Genomic DNA, 14,694 nt, shown 5'->3' with positions numbered 1-14,694 from the left:
TGGACGATTATGTTGCAGAATAGTTGGCTTATACCGTTGTTCCCGCTTTTATCCTTCGTTTTATTGCTGATTTTCAGAAAATCAAAAAGTGAGGGCACTGCATGGATCGGTGTGCTTCTAACCGGATTATCGCTCATTCTTTCTATCGGGGTTTGGATGGCGGTGTGGCAAGGGGACGGAATTAAGGTTGAAGGTACTTGGTTTGAGATTGGTGAGCAGGCCATCACGATGGGATATGAAGTCAATCCACTGAATGCTCTTATGCTTGTGATCGTTTCACTCGTCAGTTTTCTTGTACATCTTTATTCAAAAGGATACATGCATGGCGATGAACGGTTTCCTGTGTTCTTTGCGTATTTAGGATTGTTTTCCTTTGCGATGCTAGGACTCGTTCTTTCTCCAAATCTATTACAGCTCTATATGTTTTGGGAGCTTGTAGGACTTGGTTCGTTTCTGTTGATCGGATTCTACTATTTTAAACCAGAAGCAAAAGCCGCTGCGAAAAAGGCTTTTGTGATGACCCGAATTGGGGACGTTGGTCTTTTTATCGGTATGGTTTTGCTATTTTGGCAAGTTGGTAGTTTTGAATATGACGAAATTTTTGCTGCTGTTCGAAATGGTGATATATCATCTGGTATGCTCACTCTTACAGCACTATGTATATTTGTAGGAGCAATCGGAAAATCAGGTCAGCTACCTCTACATACGTGGCTTCCGGACGCGATGGAAGGTCCAACACCCGTATCAGCGCTCATTCATGCGGCAACGATGGTTGCAGCTGGGGTGTACTTGGTCGCTGCGATGTATCCGCTCTTCCAAGCTTCAGAAACGGCACTAACGGTCGTTGCTGTAGTCGGAGGAGTCACAGCAATCTTTGCGGCATCGATCGGACTTATGCAAAAAGACATCAAACGCGTGCTGGCGTACTCAACGGTCAGTCAGCTAGGGTACATGATGCTCGCACTTGGCGCATCCGGCTATGTGGCAGGTATCTTTCACCTGACGACGCACGCATTCTTTAAAGCATTATTGTTCTTAGCTGCAGGAAGCGTGATCCATGCTGTACATACACAAAACATCGATGAGATGGGCGGACTTTGGAAAAAGCTCCGGCTGACAGGGCCTCTCTTTTTAATTGGTGCTCTAGCCATATCAGGAGTTCCGCTATTATCCGGTTTCTTTTCAAAAGACGAAATTTTAGCCAGTACCTACGCAGATGGCCGTTACGGATTGTTCTGGCTGGCAGTCGTGGCAGCATTCATGACGGCGTTTTATATGTTCCGTCTATTTTTCCTTGTGTTTACAGGAAAACCACGCGGTGATCAGAGTGGCGTACATGAGTCACCAAGTGTTATGACGCTTCCGATGATTGTACTAGGTGTTCTAGCAATCGTGGCAGGCTATCTGAATACAGCTTGGTTTGGTACGTTTTTAACGGATTACTTAGCAGAAGGTCCTGTTGAACTAGCGCATGGTGATCATCACGGTCCAAGCTGGATTCCGATCGTGGCAACAGGAGCGTCTCTTTTAGGAATCGGGCTAGCTTATCTAATCTACCAAAAAGGAGCGCTTTCACGCGATTGGATCACTCGATCGTTGCCAGGACTTAGCAACGTAATCTACAACAAGTGGTACGTTGATGAAGGATACGACGCAACTTTCGTTAAAGGAACGAAGGGTTTGAGCAAGCTTGGTGTCTTGTTTGATAGATATATCGTTGACGGACTCGTGGCAGCCGTTGTGAGTGCTGTTCAAGGACTGAGTAAGTTAGGATCGCGCCTTCAAAATGGCCAGGTCCAATCATATGGTACGTTCGCCATCTTTGGCATCGTGATTTTATTGCTGATCGTCGCATTAACTGGGGGGTACTTCACATGAACACATGGCTTCTATCCATCTTAATTTTTTCCCCGTTGTTAGGCGTTTTGGTTCTCCTATTTACTCCATCTCATGATGAGAAATCGATCAAATGGATCGGGATATTAGGTACATTATTTCCGCTCGGAACAGCACTCGTTACATTGTCTGCTTTTAATAAATCGGGTGAAGGCCTTCAGCTTGCTGAGAAATTTCAGTGGGTATCTTATGAAGTCTTTCAAACGAATGGTGATGTGAGCTATCCGATCTTTTATGAAGTCGGTGTAAACGGTCTATCGATGGTGCTCATCTTATTAACAACGGTAGTGAGTGTCCTTGCAGCCATTGCATCCTTTTCGATCAAAAAGAATTGGAAAAGTTACTTCATATTGTTCTTTTTGCTTGAAATGGGCATGATTGGCGTGTTCGCCGCACAAAATTTATTTTTGTTCTTTATTTTCTTCGAGATCACACTCATTCCGATGTTCTTTCTCATCGGACGATGGGGTTATCTTGAAAAAGAAAAAGCTGCGTACAGTTTTTTGATTTATAACGGTGTTGGTTCAGCCATCCTTCTAATTGTGTTCGTGGCGATGTTCATGAAGACGGGAACGATGAATTTTGAGCAGCTCGCTTACACATTCTCGCTTCCGCAATCTGAACTGAACGAGATGAACATCACGAAGGGTTTTAAGATGGGGATGCTGATCGCACTTCTACTCGCGTTTGCTGTCAAGCTGCCGGTTGCACCGCTTCACTCTTGGATGGTGAGGGTCCACGTTCAGGCGCCACCGCCGATCGTTATGCTTCACTCAGGAATTCTTTTGAAAATTGGGGCGTACGGTTTGATCGTTTTTGGAGCAGGGCTGTTTCCAGAACAGTTTGAGTCACTCGCTTTTATCATCGGATTGTTTGGCGTGATCAACCTGCTTTATGGAGCATTCTTGGCACTCACACAACGTGATATGAAGCGCGTCTTAGCGTATTCATCTGTCTCGCATATGGGAATCGTTCTGATCGGGCTCGCCGCATTAAACGAAGCGGGTATGACGGGTGCAGTGTTCCAAGTCGTTTCACACGGATTGATCTCGGCGCTGTTGTTCTTCTTAGTAGGCGTTCTGTATGAACGGTCGGGTTCATCTCAGTTAAAAGACTTTGGTGGGGTAGCCAAAAGGATGCCGATCTTTGCAGGAGTCTTGCTCGCAGGGGGACTCGCATCATTAGGACTTCCCGGAATGTCTGGTTTTATAAGTGAGTTCATGGCGTTTTTAGGATTGTTTGAGACGATGCCCGTGTTAGCAGCTGTAGGAACGTTAGGGCTGATCTTAACAGCCGTCTATGTGCTCCGCGCGGTGTTAGCGATAACGTTTGGTACTGAAAAAGAACTATCGAACGCACATGATCTTTCATCAACAGAACGAATTCCGGCGTTTATCTTGCTTGCAGCGATTTTGTTCATCGGCATCTATCCTGCATGGTTAAGTGATATGCTCCGTCCAACATTAGATAGTATTCTGCTAGGGTTAGGGGGCTAAATCATGGATCTAGATACTTTATTATCGTTTAGATGGAGCGTCATGCTTCCTGAATTTATTATCTTAGGTGTTGCGACCCTTTTATCTGTCATCGATCTTTTTATGAAAAAAAATTCGAGCAGGAAACCGCTAGCCTGGCTTGCTGGAGCAGGTATTCTAGCTGCCCTCATCACCATTTTTATGCAGCTCGATATAGAAGTTACAGCCATTCTGTATGATACGTACAGACTTGATTCGTTCTCAAAAGCATTTAAGATTCTGCTTTTGTTAGGAACGTTATTAGTAATCGTTCTTTCTTCTAATTATACAAAAGAAGATCTCGAGGAAAACCGGGGAGAGTTTTATTACTTACTCCTTGCAGCTTTATTAGGAGCCATGATGATGGCGTCGAGCGCTGATTTGATCACATTGTTTGTCGGTCTGGAGCTTCTCTCTCTTTCTTCTTATGTAATGGCGGGACTTGAGAGACGCAATAAACGAAGCAACGAATCAGCGTTCAAGTATATTGTGTCTGGCGGAATCGCTACGGCTATCACCCTTTTTGGAATGAGTTACATTTTCGGGTTGACTGGAGAGACGAATCTGTTCAAGATTGCAGAGAACATGGGGAACGTTGAGCTGTTAGAGCACAGCTTTCTCATCGTCTTCGCGTTCATCATCACGTTTGCCGGACTAACGTTCAAGATCGCGGCTGCTCCACTACACATGTGGGCACCAGATGTATATGAAGGTGCGCCTGTTCCGGTTACAGCATTCTTGAGTGTCGTGTCCAAAACAGCAGGCTTTGTGATCTTGCTACGAGTAATCATCATCTGTTTTATTGCGGCTCCAGGCATTGATAGTGAACCAATCCTGCTGCAAGTTCAGCCGTATGTGATGGTATTGGCTGCGGCAACGATGATCATTGGTAACGTTACAGCGCTTCGTCAACGAAATATAAAAAGAATGTTTGCGTATTCGTCTATCGCACAAGCGGGTTACATTTTAGTACCGTTCGTGTCAAATTCGTCATTAATCTTCGAACTGATCTGGTTCTATCTGCTGGCGTATTTGTTTATGAACATTGGCGCGTTTACCGTCATTCAGCTTTTAACAAGTCAAGAAGGTTCAAATGATATCGGCGTTTTCCGCGGATTGTTCCGACGCTCCCCGTGGCTCGCGGTTCCAATGACGTTCTTTATTCTTTCTCTTGCTGGAATTCCCATCACAGCTGGATTTATCGGTAAGTTTGGAATCTTTATGGGCGCGCTTGGACTTGAGCAGCCACAATATTGGCTGGCTGCTGTAATGATGGCAACCACGCTCGTATCGTACGTGTATTACTTTAACATCATTGCGATCATGTTTTTCCGAGACAGTGAAGGAACGAAGGTTTCAATCCCAGGTGGAATGGCTGCCGTACTCGCTTTCTGTGCAGCATCCGTTCTTATCTTAGGGGTTATGCCAGATCTCGCACTCGATTTCTTTTACGGTAACTTTGATGTGAATGAATTCTTTATGCAGATTGAAACCGAAGTTCATACGCATGATCATTGATTGTTGAGCACAAAGGATAGTCCATCAACCTTCTCCTTAGTTGGAGGTTGGTGGGCTTTTTTTTGTTTTCTTAAGGGGTATCCGCTAATCGATCGTTGTCGATTTTTTGAAGATTCGCCGTATTATATTAAAACCGCGCCGAATTAATACATCTGAAGGTTGTTCCCTTTTAAATCTTTTTATTTACTACTTTGACTGTAGATTGAAGTGTAGGATGCGAGACTCCTGCGGGACAGGTGGGCAGTCCTCAAAGTAGAGGTGGCTCGTTCAGTCCCGACAAGCAAAAGGTGAATGGGTTTGAAGGCGCACTTTGCCTTCTTAACCATTTAACTTTTGACCTCGAGGGGCTAGCCACTGCAACTAGCCAGGTGAGACACTTAAGAGTGAAACGTACGAATGTGGCTCACTGCCTGCCCCACGGAAAGCGAGCATCCGAAACGGAAATCAACAACTTCTTAATCAGTAACCCACACCCGAAAAAAACCCAAAAAAATGAGCCGAAACTACCGTAACTTTCTCGGTTTTGTTTCGTCTAATCATAGTGAAGCGACTTTCTATCGAGATTTACATTTATTAGTCGTTACAACTTTTTGAACTTATCGAAAGAAAGGGCTTACAAAACACCTTACTAGGGAAAAAGTATCTATCTAAAATGTTGGGAAAGACGTATGCTTAAGATGTCGAAATATGTAATGAGGAGGTCAGACTTTTAAATGATTCCAATCGGACAACAAGCTTTGTTACATATCATCGTACATCTATTGTTTCTCGTGATCTCTTGGTGGGCATTGCAGGCCGTTCATTTTGATAAATGGATCAAAAAAGGAAAGGTCATGCAGGCTAGAGTGTTATATATACTTTTAGTGATCAGCTTAGCAAGCATCGCGAGCGATTTCTTTCTTAAGTATCTACAGTATTCCAAAAATCTTAGTCAGCTATTTGGATGATTTCACAACTGTTACAGAAGTAGTGGACTTGTCGGAATATGACTACAACTTCCACGGATATCCTCTGTTTCATTGGCAACAATGAGAAATAGAGAGGATGTGCTGGGGAATGAAAAAATGGACGATGACGATTACAGCGATTTTGCTATTGGTTATGATTACTTCTGGATATGCAAAAACAGATGAAAAAACAAATGAAGTTACACATATAATAGACGTTCTAAAGAAGAGCGGGGCAACGCCTGACAAATGGACTATGTATTTTCGTGGTCAAACAGGTTTTGCATCCAAAGGACTAGGGTATGTAAAACAAGCAGAAGAGCTTAAACGTAATTATCCTGAATTTAGCTGGGTGGTAACTGAAGATGAAGCCGGACATTATAAAATGACCGGACTATTTGAGCGTAATGATATCGGGGTTAGAGAGAAAATGACCGTCATTACATACCCCCAAAAAGAACAATCTGCATCGTATTTTATTTATGCGGTTGAAGGACTTGTAAATACAAATCAAAATTGGAAAGAAATCCAGAACCTGATTGATAGCCGTGTTGAACAATCAATTGGAGGAAATCCCAAAATTTTCTCTTGTGTTACCGGTACATACGGTGATAAAATGGTGGTTGATTTGTATTCGCAAGCAAATGAATTGGTACGCGCCTTTTCTGGTGATCCTGTCGAGGAACTAAAAGAAGAGACGTTTGTGTCGCTTTCTGCATATACTGAGCAGTGGGAACAAGCGATTTATACCGGTCATCAACATAAAATGAATCTTCAGGTGGCACTGCGATCTGAAGGATTGGGCAGCGGAACAACTGTCACAATTGGCACACCAATAATTACGTCTGAATATTAATATACAAATTGGACGCGGAGGGGAATATCGTTGGAAAAAATCATTGTCCGTGGTGGTAGGCGGTTAGAAGGCTCTGTTCGAGTTGAAGGAGCTAAGAATGCCGTACTTCCTGTCATCGCAGCATCCATTTTAGCAAGTAAGGGCAAAAGCACAATTAAAGACGTGCCGAGTCTAGCTGATGTGTTTACGATTAACGAAGTATTACGTTATTTAAATATTGATGTAGCATTTGAAAACGGTGAAATTTCTGTTGATGCTACAAACGAATTGAAAACTGAAGCACCATTTGAGTATGTCCGCAAAATGAGAGCATCATTCCTAGTTATGGGTCCGTTGCTTGCTCGTGTTGGATTGTCTCGTATCGCACTTCCAGGAGGATGCGCGATTGGATCACGTCCGATCGATCAGCATCTAAAAGGATTTGAAGCGATGGGTGCAACAGTAAAGATTGGGAACGGATTTATCGAAGCAAAAATTGATGGCCGCTTGCAAGGTGCAAAGATTTATTTAGACTTCCCTAGTGTAGGAGCTACTGAGAATATCATGATGGCTGCAACACTTGCTGAAGGAACGACTATCATCGAAAACGCTGCAAAAGAACCAGAAATCGTATGTCTAGCTAACTACTTGAACGCGATGGGTGCTACAGTAATCGGTGCCGGAACAGGTACGATCCGCATTGTCGGAGCTGAAGAACTTGTTGGTGCTGAGCACACTGTAGTTCCAGACCGTATTGAAGCTGGTACGTATATGGTAGCAGCAGCGATCACACAAGGTGACGTTTTAGTTGAAAATGCAATCGCAGAACACCTACGTCCTTTAATCGCAAAAATGGAAGAGATGGGTGTACAGATTCAAGAAGAAGGAAACGGACTTCGTGTTCGCGGACCTCGTGAATTGAAACCTGTTGATATTAAAACAATGCCACATCCAGGATTCCCGACTGACCTTCAGTCGCAAATGATGGCGCTATTGCTTCGTGCGAACGGAACAAGCGTAATCACGGAAACTGTATTCGAAAACCGTTTCATGCACGTGGAAGAATTCCGTCGCATGAATGGTGATATTAAAATTGAAGGCCGTTCTTCTGTAATCAACGGACCTGTAAATCTGCAAGGTGCTGAGGTTGCTTCAACTGACCTTCGCGCAGGTGCTGCTTTGGTACTTGCTGGGCTTGTCGCTGATGGTTACACGCGTGTAACTGAACTGAAGCACATCGACCGCGGATATGTTGATTTCACTGGGAAATTGGCTGCATTAGGTGCTGACATCGAGCGTGTAAACGAAGATGTGAAAACAACACCTGCAAAAGAAGAGCAATCATTAAAAAGTAATTTAGCATAATATATGATAAGAGGAACCCTTTCTCATTGTTGAGGAAGGGTTTTTCTGTTTTCTTAGTGATTCTGTAGTTATGAAAACTGTACTGTATTTCAATTTTACGGTACGCGTTCTTATATTTTGTTACACGTTCGCCGGAAAACTGGTGGTGAGCACCTGAAAAAGTGTGTAGTTCCACCTGAACGCAGCCCCTTTTAACCGGTGATTCATGTTCAACCACCTGAAAATGATATTTTTCCACCGAGCTCCAAGATTTTAGAGGCGTCATCCGTTTAATTCATAGCGTATTCGGGAAATCTAAACCGTATACTTATACTTTTTTATATTAATGAAGGGATGTCGAACTCATGCTTTGGACCATTATCGGAATATTAGTTGTACTGTGGTTATTAGGTGTCATTTTTAAAGTAGCCGGCGGTATCATTCATATCTTACTTGTAATCGCATTGATCGTTTTTGTTTTAAATTTTATTAAAGGCCGAAAATCGAAATAGCTGTACAAGCTGGCTTTCATAGTCAGCTTTTTTTAATGGAAAATTTTCGTCTTATTTTCTCGAACAAAGATAAAAAAACAGTTCCTAATACCTGCTTTTTGTTGAAAATTTTTGCTTTTAGTACGATATAATCAAAATTTTAAGAATAGTTTGAAAATAAAAAGAATGGTGCTATTATAAATCCACTGGCTTTAAAATTCATGAAGCAAAGGGGATTGGGAAGCGATGAAAAAGCAATTATCAGTATGGGGTTTAGCGCTTGGTCTGGCCGTAAGTCCGTTAGCAGCAGGACAAGCATCAGCGGAGGCACCTGTGAATGTTTTATCAACAAAAAAGATGAACAGCATAACGGGCACACCGTCTTTTGTATCTGGAAAACTGTCTGAGGCTTCTTCAAAATCGGCAAAGGATGTTGTATTCAATTACCTTCAAAAAGAATCGAAAACATTTAAATTAGGAACTCAAAAAGCACAGGACTCGTTCAAGGTAAAGTCTGTTACAAAGGATGAGTTGGGCAGACAATTAGTGCGAATCCAGCAAACCTATAAAGGAGTTCCAATTTGGGGCTCGACACAAGTTGCGCATGTTAACGAAAAGGGTGAGCTCGTTGTGTTTTCAGGAACGGTTACTCCTGATCTTCAAAGTAAACCAGGGTTAGGGTTCGCTAAAAAGATTACAGCTGCAAAAGCGGTAACAGTTGCTGTTAAAGACCTCGGTTTCACACCGGAATATGAAGCAGATCCAACATCTGAACTGGTTGTGTATACAATTGGAGATAAAGCCACTTATGCGTATTTGGTGAATCTAAATTTCTTATCTCCTGAACCAGGTAACTATAATTATTTTGTAGACGCCGTTACAGGCAAGATCCTGAATTCTTATAACGACTTGGATGAAGCGCATGGTGATCATAAAGCACCGCCAACGGGTGGAGGATCGTTAGTAGGAACGAATGCGATTGGTACAGGGACGGGTGTCCTTGGCGATACGAAATCACTCAACACATTATTATCGAGTGGTAAGTACTACCTGCAAGATAACACACGAGGAAACGGCGTATTTACATACGATGCCAAGAACCGTCAACAGCTACCGGGCACACTTTGGGCAGATGCGGATAACAAGCTGAACGCGACCTATGACAGAGCGGCTGTAGATGCTCACTATTATGCAGGTGCGACGTACGATTATTATAAAGAAGTCTTCAACCGCAACTCGTATGACAATAAAGGAGCAGCATTAAAATCAACGGTTCACTATGGCCGTAATTACAACAACGCGTTTTGGAACGGACAGCAGATGGTCTACGGTGATGGCGACGGATCGACGTTCGTCTCATTATCAGGCGGGTTGGATGTTGTCGCCCATGAATTAACACATGCAGTTACGGATTTCTCATCCGATCTGATCTATCAAAACGAGTCTGGTGCATTGAACGAAGCGATGTCCGATATTTTCGGAACATTAGTCGAGCACCATGAAAATAACAACCCGGACTATGAGATCGGAGAAGATATCTACACACCAGGAACGCCAAATGACGCGCTTCGTTCGATGAGCGATCCGACCAAATACCAAGATCCTGATCATTACTCGGTTCGCTATACAGGAACAGGTGACAATGGCGGAGTGCATATCAACAGCGGTATCATCAACAAAGCGGCATACTTGCTGGCAGTCGGTGGAACGCATTATGGTGTAACGGTTCCGGCGATCGGGAACCAAAAAGTTGGAGCGATCTACTACCGCGCTAACACGGTATACTTAACAGCTTCATCAAACTTCAGCCAAGCAAGAGCAGCTCTTGTTCAATCAGCATCTGACCTTTATGGAGCAACCTCTCCAGAAGTAGCAGCGGTTAAAAAATCGTATGATGCAGTTGGTGTGAACTAAATTTTATTGCCAAACCCTGATCTCTGTGTGAGAGGTCAGGTTTTTTTATCGTTATCAAATAATTATTAGGAGAATTGGGAAGTTTAACCTGTAGTTACAAATTTAATAGGTCACCCATAAAGGAAGATGAAATATGGAATTGAAACATGTTTTATTTGAAGCAGAGGATTTAAGTATTATTGAACAAGTCTTTAGAACTTCCTTGCTCTATTTTTTGTTATTCGCGTCTGATAAAGCAATGGGCTTTAAGCAGAATGCTATTACGACTCCTTATAACTTCATAATGGCAGCTGGTATCAGTCATATTTCTGCTACTAGAATCGTAGTTCCTGATTCAAGGCCGATCGATGCTTTTGCAATAATCATTGTTTATACCATTTTTATGCTTTGTTTTACTTACTTTGGGTACCTTAAGCTACCGTCGATTGTATCGCAAACGCCTACTATCATCGTAAAAAACGGTAAAATCATAAAGAAAAATTTAAAGAAAACGAGGCTAACACTTGATAATGTATTATCCATTTTACGAGTGAAAGATGCTTTTAATCTTGAAAAAGTGAAGTTTCTAGTAGCAGAAACAACCGGTGATTTTAGTGTTGCCATCGACAGTAAAGATCAGCCCGTAACTAAATCTTCTGTGGGTATACCAACGACTCCAAATGAGCTATCTCAGCTTGTCATATATGAAGGGAGAGTGGATCAGCGGGTGCTGAAGAAAAACAACCTTGACCATGATTGGTTAAACCAGCAGTTACAAATACTTAATATTCAAGCGATAAATGATGTTTTCGTTGGGATTCTCACTCCTGAGAAAACACTTTACATAAACCGGCAGGAGGTTTAAGATGCCTCAAGTTTTTGGTGAGTTAAAAGATATTACATTGATGGGGTATGTTATTCGAACAATTCTTGTAGGGGTTATAGTCTTCTTGGTCGGAAGGTTTGTGACGAAAAGGTCCTTTAGCCAAATGACGACCTTTGACTTTGCATTGATCTGGATACTAGGAGCCCTTACTGTATCTCCCTTATTAGAAGGGGATGTGACTTTTACAAGGACGATCACCCCTATATTAACGCTTTTCTTCTGGCATACCGCACTCAGTATGATTTCTTTAAAGAGCAGGTCTTTTGCTCATTTTTTTAATGGAAAACCATTGCTGATTATTGATGATGGGAAAATCATCAGGAAACATTTAAAAAAACACTTTATGAATATTGATCTTTTGCTAGCTGAGCTTAGGATTAGAAAAGTTTTCGATATATCAGAGGTTAGGTATTGCATGTTAGAGCCGAATGGTCAGCTGAGCATCATGAAATACAGTGCACACGATCCAGTTACAGCGTCAGATATGAAAACTGCAGTATCTCCAGTTGACATCCCGTTAGTGGTGATAAATGATGGGAAACTTTTTGAAGAGAATCTTAAAACAGCAAACGTAGATCTGACGTGGCTAAAAGAAAACTTGAAAACACATCAAGTGGACTGCGTGGAGTCCGTGTATTTGGCAACTGTTGATCAAGATAAAAAGTTGTATGTTTCAAAAAGATAGAGCTGAAATCGTAACGGAATCCGTTGCGTTTTTTTGTTGAGATTTCAATATTCACTTTACAAAATATGTAAAAGTAAAGTATACTTTACGTAAAGTTAGCTTTACGTAAGGGTGATTCATTTGGAACATCGTATTAAAGAACTTAGATCGAGATGTGGCTGGACCCAAGAACAACTGTCCGAAAAACTTGGGGTTTCCAGACAAACCGTAATATCAATCGAGAACGGCCGATACAATCCTTCATTAGAGCTTGCCTATAACATCGCACAATTATTTCGGCTTAGCATCGAAGAAGTTTTTATTTTCGAGAAGGGGAGTGACTGAAAAAGTGGGTTTAGACCAGTTGTTAGCATTACTAGGATTGTTACTTGGGGTATTAGGCGGTCTTTTTGGGCTCTGGTGGGGGAGAAAGTTAGCAGCACGAAAGAGAGGAATCGATGAAAGGTATGAAAATATTGCCGTGAAGGCTCTTGCGAATGGGTGGAGAGTCACTTTAGTTTATATTTCTGTTTTATTTATTTTATTGGTAATGGGAATTAAGTTATCTGTTGCACCTGTTTTAGGGACGCTTTTATTGATTCATATGGCAGGATGGGCATTATCATTTATTTATTATCAGATTAAGTTTTAATGAAATAGATAGGATATAAAAAACATCCAGACTTAAAAATCTGGATGTTTTTTGTCTGGTCCCATAAATTACAGACCATTCACGGCCATTTTTCCGAGCGGTCCGTTCTCATCAATGATATCCTGTAGATCAAAAACAAAGATAGGAAACATGGGAAAGCCATATACATAGGCGGTGATCTCGTATAGCTGAAAATAGATCACGAGTGATTTATCAGCGATATAAAAATCTTGGTCTGGCCGGATGCTTTTGAATGGTTCGAGCGTGTCAATCTGCCTGGCTTTAAGCTGTTCTTTTATATGACGATTGATCACTTCCACATAATTACTTCCGGATTTAAATAGATCTTTTAACTGATACGTTTTTCCTGTAGAAAGATCCCACGTCTCTGATTTGATATACGTCATTCCATGGGCGGCCATGGGCGTATAGGCAAAATTTAAGAAACCGATGCTCAAGATGTTCTTTTCGTTCGTTTTGACGGCAAACTCCCCATACATGCCTGGACGAGCCTCGGGATTCTGGTAATTCGCGAGCTGCTCGTTGATCTGAACGATTCTTCGGTTTACTTGCTGCTCAATACGAGGATCGATCTTGCCTTCGATCTGCGGGTAGTAAATCTTAATATTGCCAGGTGCATACGTGAGCGTACGAACCAAGACAGGAGGTTGAAAACTGTCCATGCTGTTCACCCTTTCGTGCCGATCATCTCTTCATATTATGCGAGGAAATGCCTGTCTCAGTCTGCGTATATAAAACTTGTAAACCGGTATGTTCTTCATTGTAAAAATGCTAGTTTCGTGTTCTAAATTCCCGCCTTTTTGTATAAGTTGTATAGTAGATAACAATCTAGGAGGGCATGGGAACGTGAATGTAAATATCAAGCCGCTGATTTGGATTCTAGCTATTTTTGTCGCTATCATCGTCCTTCTCCCGACGATACTCGTACTACCATTTTCGTCAGCACCTCCCCAGTGGAAAGAAGAGAAGTCTGCACGCCCATCTGAGAGAGTGCTAGCTTTAGAAGTCCCGCATTCAGACATCGTCGTGCCTGTTTTCAGAAAATCGATGGATACGGTTCAAAACATCCCGTTAGAAGAGTATGTAGCCGGAGTGGTCGCTTCTGAAATGCCTGCAGACTTTGAGCTAGAAGCGCTGAAAGCACAAGCGTTAACCGCACGGACGTTTATTGTAAAAGCTCTACTAAACCGCGGCAAAGACGATAGTCTGCCAGAAGGTGCGGTCGTGTCAGACACGGTGATGCATCAAGTGTACAAAGGAAACGAAGAGCTAGAGACGCTTTGGGGAGATGATTTCAACAAAAAGATAGAGAAGATCATCAAAGCGGTCTCTGAGACAAAAGGACAGATTTTAACGTATGAAGGAGATCCGATTCAAGCGAGTTTCTTTTCCACAAGCAATGGCTTTACCGTTAATTCCGAGGACTATTGGAAAAACGAATATCCGTATTTACGAAGTGTAGAAAGTCCGTGGGATAAAAAAGAGTCTCCGAAATATACAGAGACCGTCCAGCTGCCTGTCAGCACGGTAGAACAGAAACTCGGCGTTTCGCTAACAAAAGATGGCCAGATCGGAAAAGTCGTAGCCACAACAAGTGGAAAACGAATCGGCAAGTGGGCGATTGGTAAAAAAGAGTTCACCGGAAAAGAAGTACGAGAGAAGCTGGAGCTGCGGTCGACGGATTTCCAGATGAAGAAAAAAGGAAAGCAAGTTACCGTGACAACCAGAGGATACGGTCATGGAGTGGGGTTGAGCCAATATGGCGCGAACGGAATGGCAAAGGAAGGTAAGTCGTATAAAGAGATCGTGAATCATTATTACAAAGGGATAGAGATAACGGATTATAAACCGATTGCTGACAAGGGGCTCGCGTATCAGCCTCAGTAAATTGTGTGGAAATTGTAGGGGGTCTGACCCGGGTCAGACCCCCTCTTTATCGTTGTTAGGAAACCGCTAGATGTCATAAGGCATTCGGCGGTTTTTTCAATTGTCGAAAGAAATCTTCAAAAAAGTTTTGCACCAAAGTATATATT

General features: G+C 42.4%; 14 protein-coding genes. 13 read left to right on the top strand and 1 reads right to left on the bottom strand.

Features of this window, described 5'->3' with window-relative positions:
- Nucleotides 1–9: 9 nt before the first annotated feature.
- The 12 genes from nuoL (at nt 10) to IHV09_RS18550 (ending at nt 12,640) form a co-directional block, all read left to right on the top strand.
- Entirely contained in the window at nt 10–1,878 is a 1,869-nt protein-coding gene (gene nuoL, locus IHV09_RS18605) for an NADH-quinone oxidoreductase subunit L (RefSeq protein WP_197265182.1), read from the top strand.
- On the top strand, nt 1,875–3,392 hold the full coding sequence (locus tag IHV09_RS18600; protein WP_197265181.1) for a complex I subunit 4 family protein: 1,518 nt from the start codon (nt 1,875–1,877) through the stop codon (nt 3,390–3,392). The genes nuoL and IHV09_RS18600 overlap by 4 nt, the downstream gene beginning before the upstream one ends.
- Before the next feature lie 3 nt (nt 3,393–3,395).
- Nucleotides 3,396–4,928 (top strand): NADH-quinone oxidoreductase subunit NuoN, encoded by a 1,533-nt coding sequence (nuoN, locus tag IHV09_RS18595; RefSeq protein WP_197265180.1) that lies wholly within the window; start codon nt 3,396–3,398, stop codon nt 4,926–4,928.
- Nucleotides 4,929–5,641: 713 nt separating this feature from the next.
- Complete coding sequence (locus IHV09_RS18590; protein ID WP_137791098.1) at nt 5,642–5,875, top strand: DUF1146 family protein; 234 nt, start codon at nt 5,642–5,644, stop codon at nt 5,873–5,875.
- 109 nt (nt 5,876–5,984) lie between these two features.
- Nucleotides 5,985–6,731: a YwmB family TATA-box binding protein gene (locus IHV09_RS18585; protein ID WP_197265179.1), complete on the top strand. Its 747-nt coding sequence runs from the start codon at nt 5,985–5,987 to the stop codon at nt 6,729–6,731.
- 30 nt (nt 6,732–6,761) lie between these two features.
- Complete coding sequence (gene murA / locus IHV09_RS18580) at nt 6,762–8,075, top strand: UDP-N-acetylglucosamine 1-carboxyvinyltransferase (RefSeq protein WP_197128319.1); 1,314 nt, start codon at nt 6,762–6,764, stop codon at nt 8,073–8,075.
- A gap of 344 nt (nt 8,076–8,419) precedes the next feature.
- Nucleotides 8,420–8,566, top strand: a complete 147-nt coding sequence (locus tag IHV09_RS18575; RefSeq protein WP_137791095.1) for a lmo0937 family membrane protein — start codon at nt 8,420–8,422, stop codon at nt 8,564–8,566.
- A 225-nt stretch (nt 8,567–8,791) separates the two neighbouring features.
- Nucleotides 8,792–10,459 (top strand): M4 family metallopeptidase, encoded by a 1,668-nt coding sequence (locus tag IHV09_RS18570; RefSeq protein ID WP_197265178.1) that lies wholly within the window; start codon nt 8,792–8,794, stop codon nt 10,457–10,459.
- Between the two features lie 133 nt (nt 10,460–10,592).
- Nucleotides 10,593–11,303, top strand: a complete 711-nt coding sequence (locus tag IHV09_RS18565; RefSeq protein WP_197128321.1) for a DUF421 domain-containing protein — start codon at nt 10,593–10,595, stop codon at nt 11,301–11,303.
- A gap of 1 nt (nt 11,304) precedes the next feature.
- Nucleotides 11,305–12,009 (top strand): YetF domain-containing protein, encoded by a 705-nt coding sequence (locus tag IHV09_RS18560; protein WP_197128322.1) that lies wholly within the window; start codon nt 11,305–11,307, stop codon nt 12,007–12,009.
- Between the two features lie 120 nt (nt 12,010–12,129).
- On the top strand, nt 12,130–12,333 hold the full coding sequence (locus IHV09_RS18555; RefSeq protein WP_197128323.1) for a helix-turn-helix transcriptional regulator: 204 nt from the start codon (nt 12,130–12,132) through the stop codon (nt 12,331–12,333).
- A gap of 4 nt (nt 12,334–12,337) precedes the next feature.
- Nucleotides 12,338–12,640: a hypothetical protein gene (locus tag IHV09_RS18550; RefSeq protein WP_197128324.1), complete on the top strand. Its 303-nt coding sequence runs from the start codon at nt 12,338–12,340 to the stop codon at nt 12,638–12,640.
- Between the two features lie 68 nt (nt 12,641–12,708).
- Here the strand turns inward: IHV09_RS18550 and IHV09_RS18545 are convergent, their stop codons facing one another.
- Nucleotides 12,709–13,323, bottom strand: a complete 615-nt coding sequence (locus IHV09_RS18545; RefSeq protein ID WP_197265177.1) for a DUF3298 and DUF4163 domain-containing protein — start codon at nt 13,321–13,323, stop codon at nt 12,709–12,711.
- A 184-nt stretch (nt 13,324–13,507) separates the two neighbouring features.
- On the opposite strand from IHV09_RS18545, the gene spoIID reads away from it, so the two are divergent.
- A complete protein-coding gene (spoIID, locus tag IHV09_RS18540; RefSeq protein ID WP_370569001.1) occupies nt 13,508–14,548 on the top strand; it encodes a stage II sporulation protein D in 1,041 nt (346 codons plus the stop codon).
- The last annotated feature ends 146 nt before the right edge of the window (nt 14,549–14,694 follow it).

The sequence above is a fragment of the Fictibacillus sp. 23RED33 genome, assembly GCF_015903925.1.
Classification (GTDB): Bacteria; Bacillota; Bacilli; order Bacillales; family Fictibacillaceae; genus Fictibacillus; species Fictibacillus phosphorivorans.
Note: the sequence above shows the minus strand (reverse complement) of the source record. Positions and strands in the feature narration are given on the sequence as shown.

Bases quoted from the DNA above. Each gene is read 5' to 3' on its own strand.
- nuoN (WP_197265180.1), top strand. From the start codon at position 3,396: ATGGATCTAGATACTTTATTATCGTTTAGATGGAGCGTCATGCTTCCT.
- IHV09_RS18570 (WP_197265178.1), top strand. From the start codon at position 8,792: ATGAAAAAGCAATTATCAGTATGGGGTTTAGCGCTTGGTCTGGCCGTA.
- IHV09_RS18585 (WP_197265179.1), top strand. From the start codon at position 5,985: ATGAAAAAATGGACGATGACGATTACAGCGATTTTGCTATTGGTTATG.
- IHV09_RS18545 (WP_197265177.1), bottom strand. From the start codon at position 13,323: ATGGACAGTTTTCAACCTCCTGTCTTGGTTCGTACGCTCACGTATGCA.
- IHV09_RS18560 (WP_197128322.1), top strand. From the start codon at position 11,305: ATGCCTCAAGTTTTTGGTGAGTTAAAAGATATTACATTGATGGGGTAT.
- IHV09_RS18575 (WP_137791095.1), top strand. From the start codon at position 8,420: ATGCTTTGGACCATTATCGGAATATTAGTTGTACTGTGGTTATTAGGT.
- IHV09_RS18600 (WP_197265181.1), top strand. From the start codon at position 1,875: ATGAACACATGGCTTCTATCCATCTTAATTTTTTCCCCGTTGTTAGGC.
- IHV09_RS18590 (WP_137791098.1), top strand. From the start codon at position 5,642: ATGATTCCAATCGGACAACAAGCTTTGTTACATATCATCGTACATCTA.
- nuoL (WP_197265182.1), top strand. From the start codon at position 10: ATGTTGCAGAATAGTTGGCTTATACCGTTGTTCCCGCTTTTATCCTTC.
- IHV09_RS18565 (WP_197128321.1), top strand. From the start codon at position 10,593: ATGGAATTGAAACATGTTTTATTTGAAGCAGAGGATTTAAGTATTATT.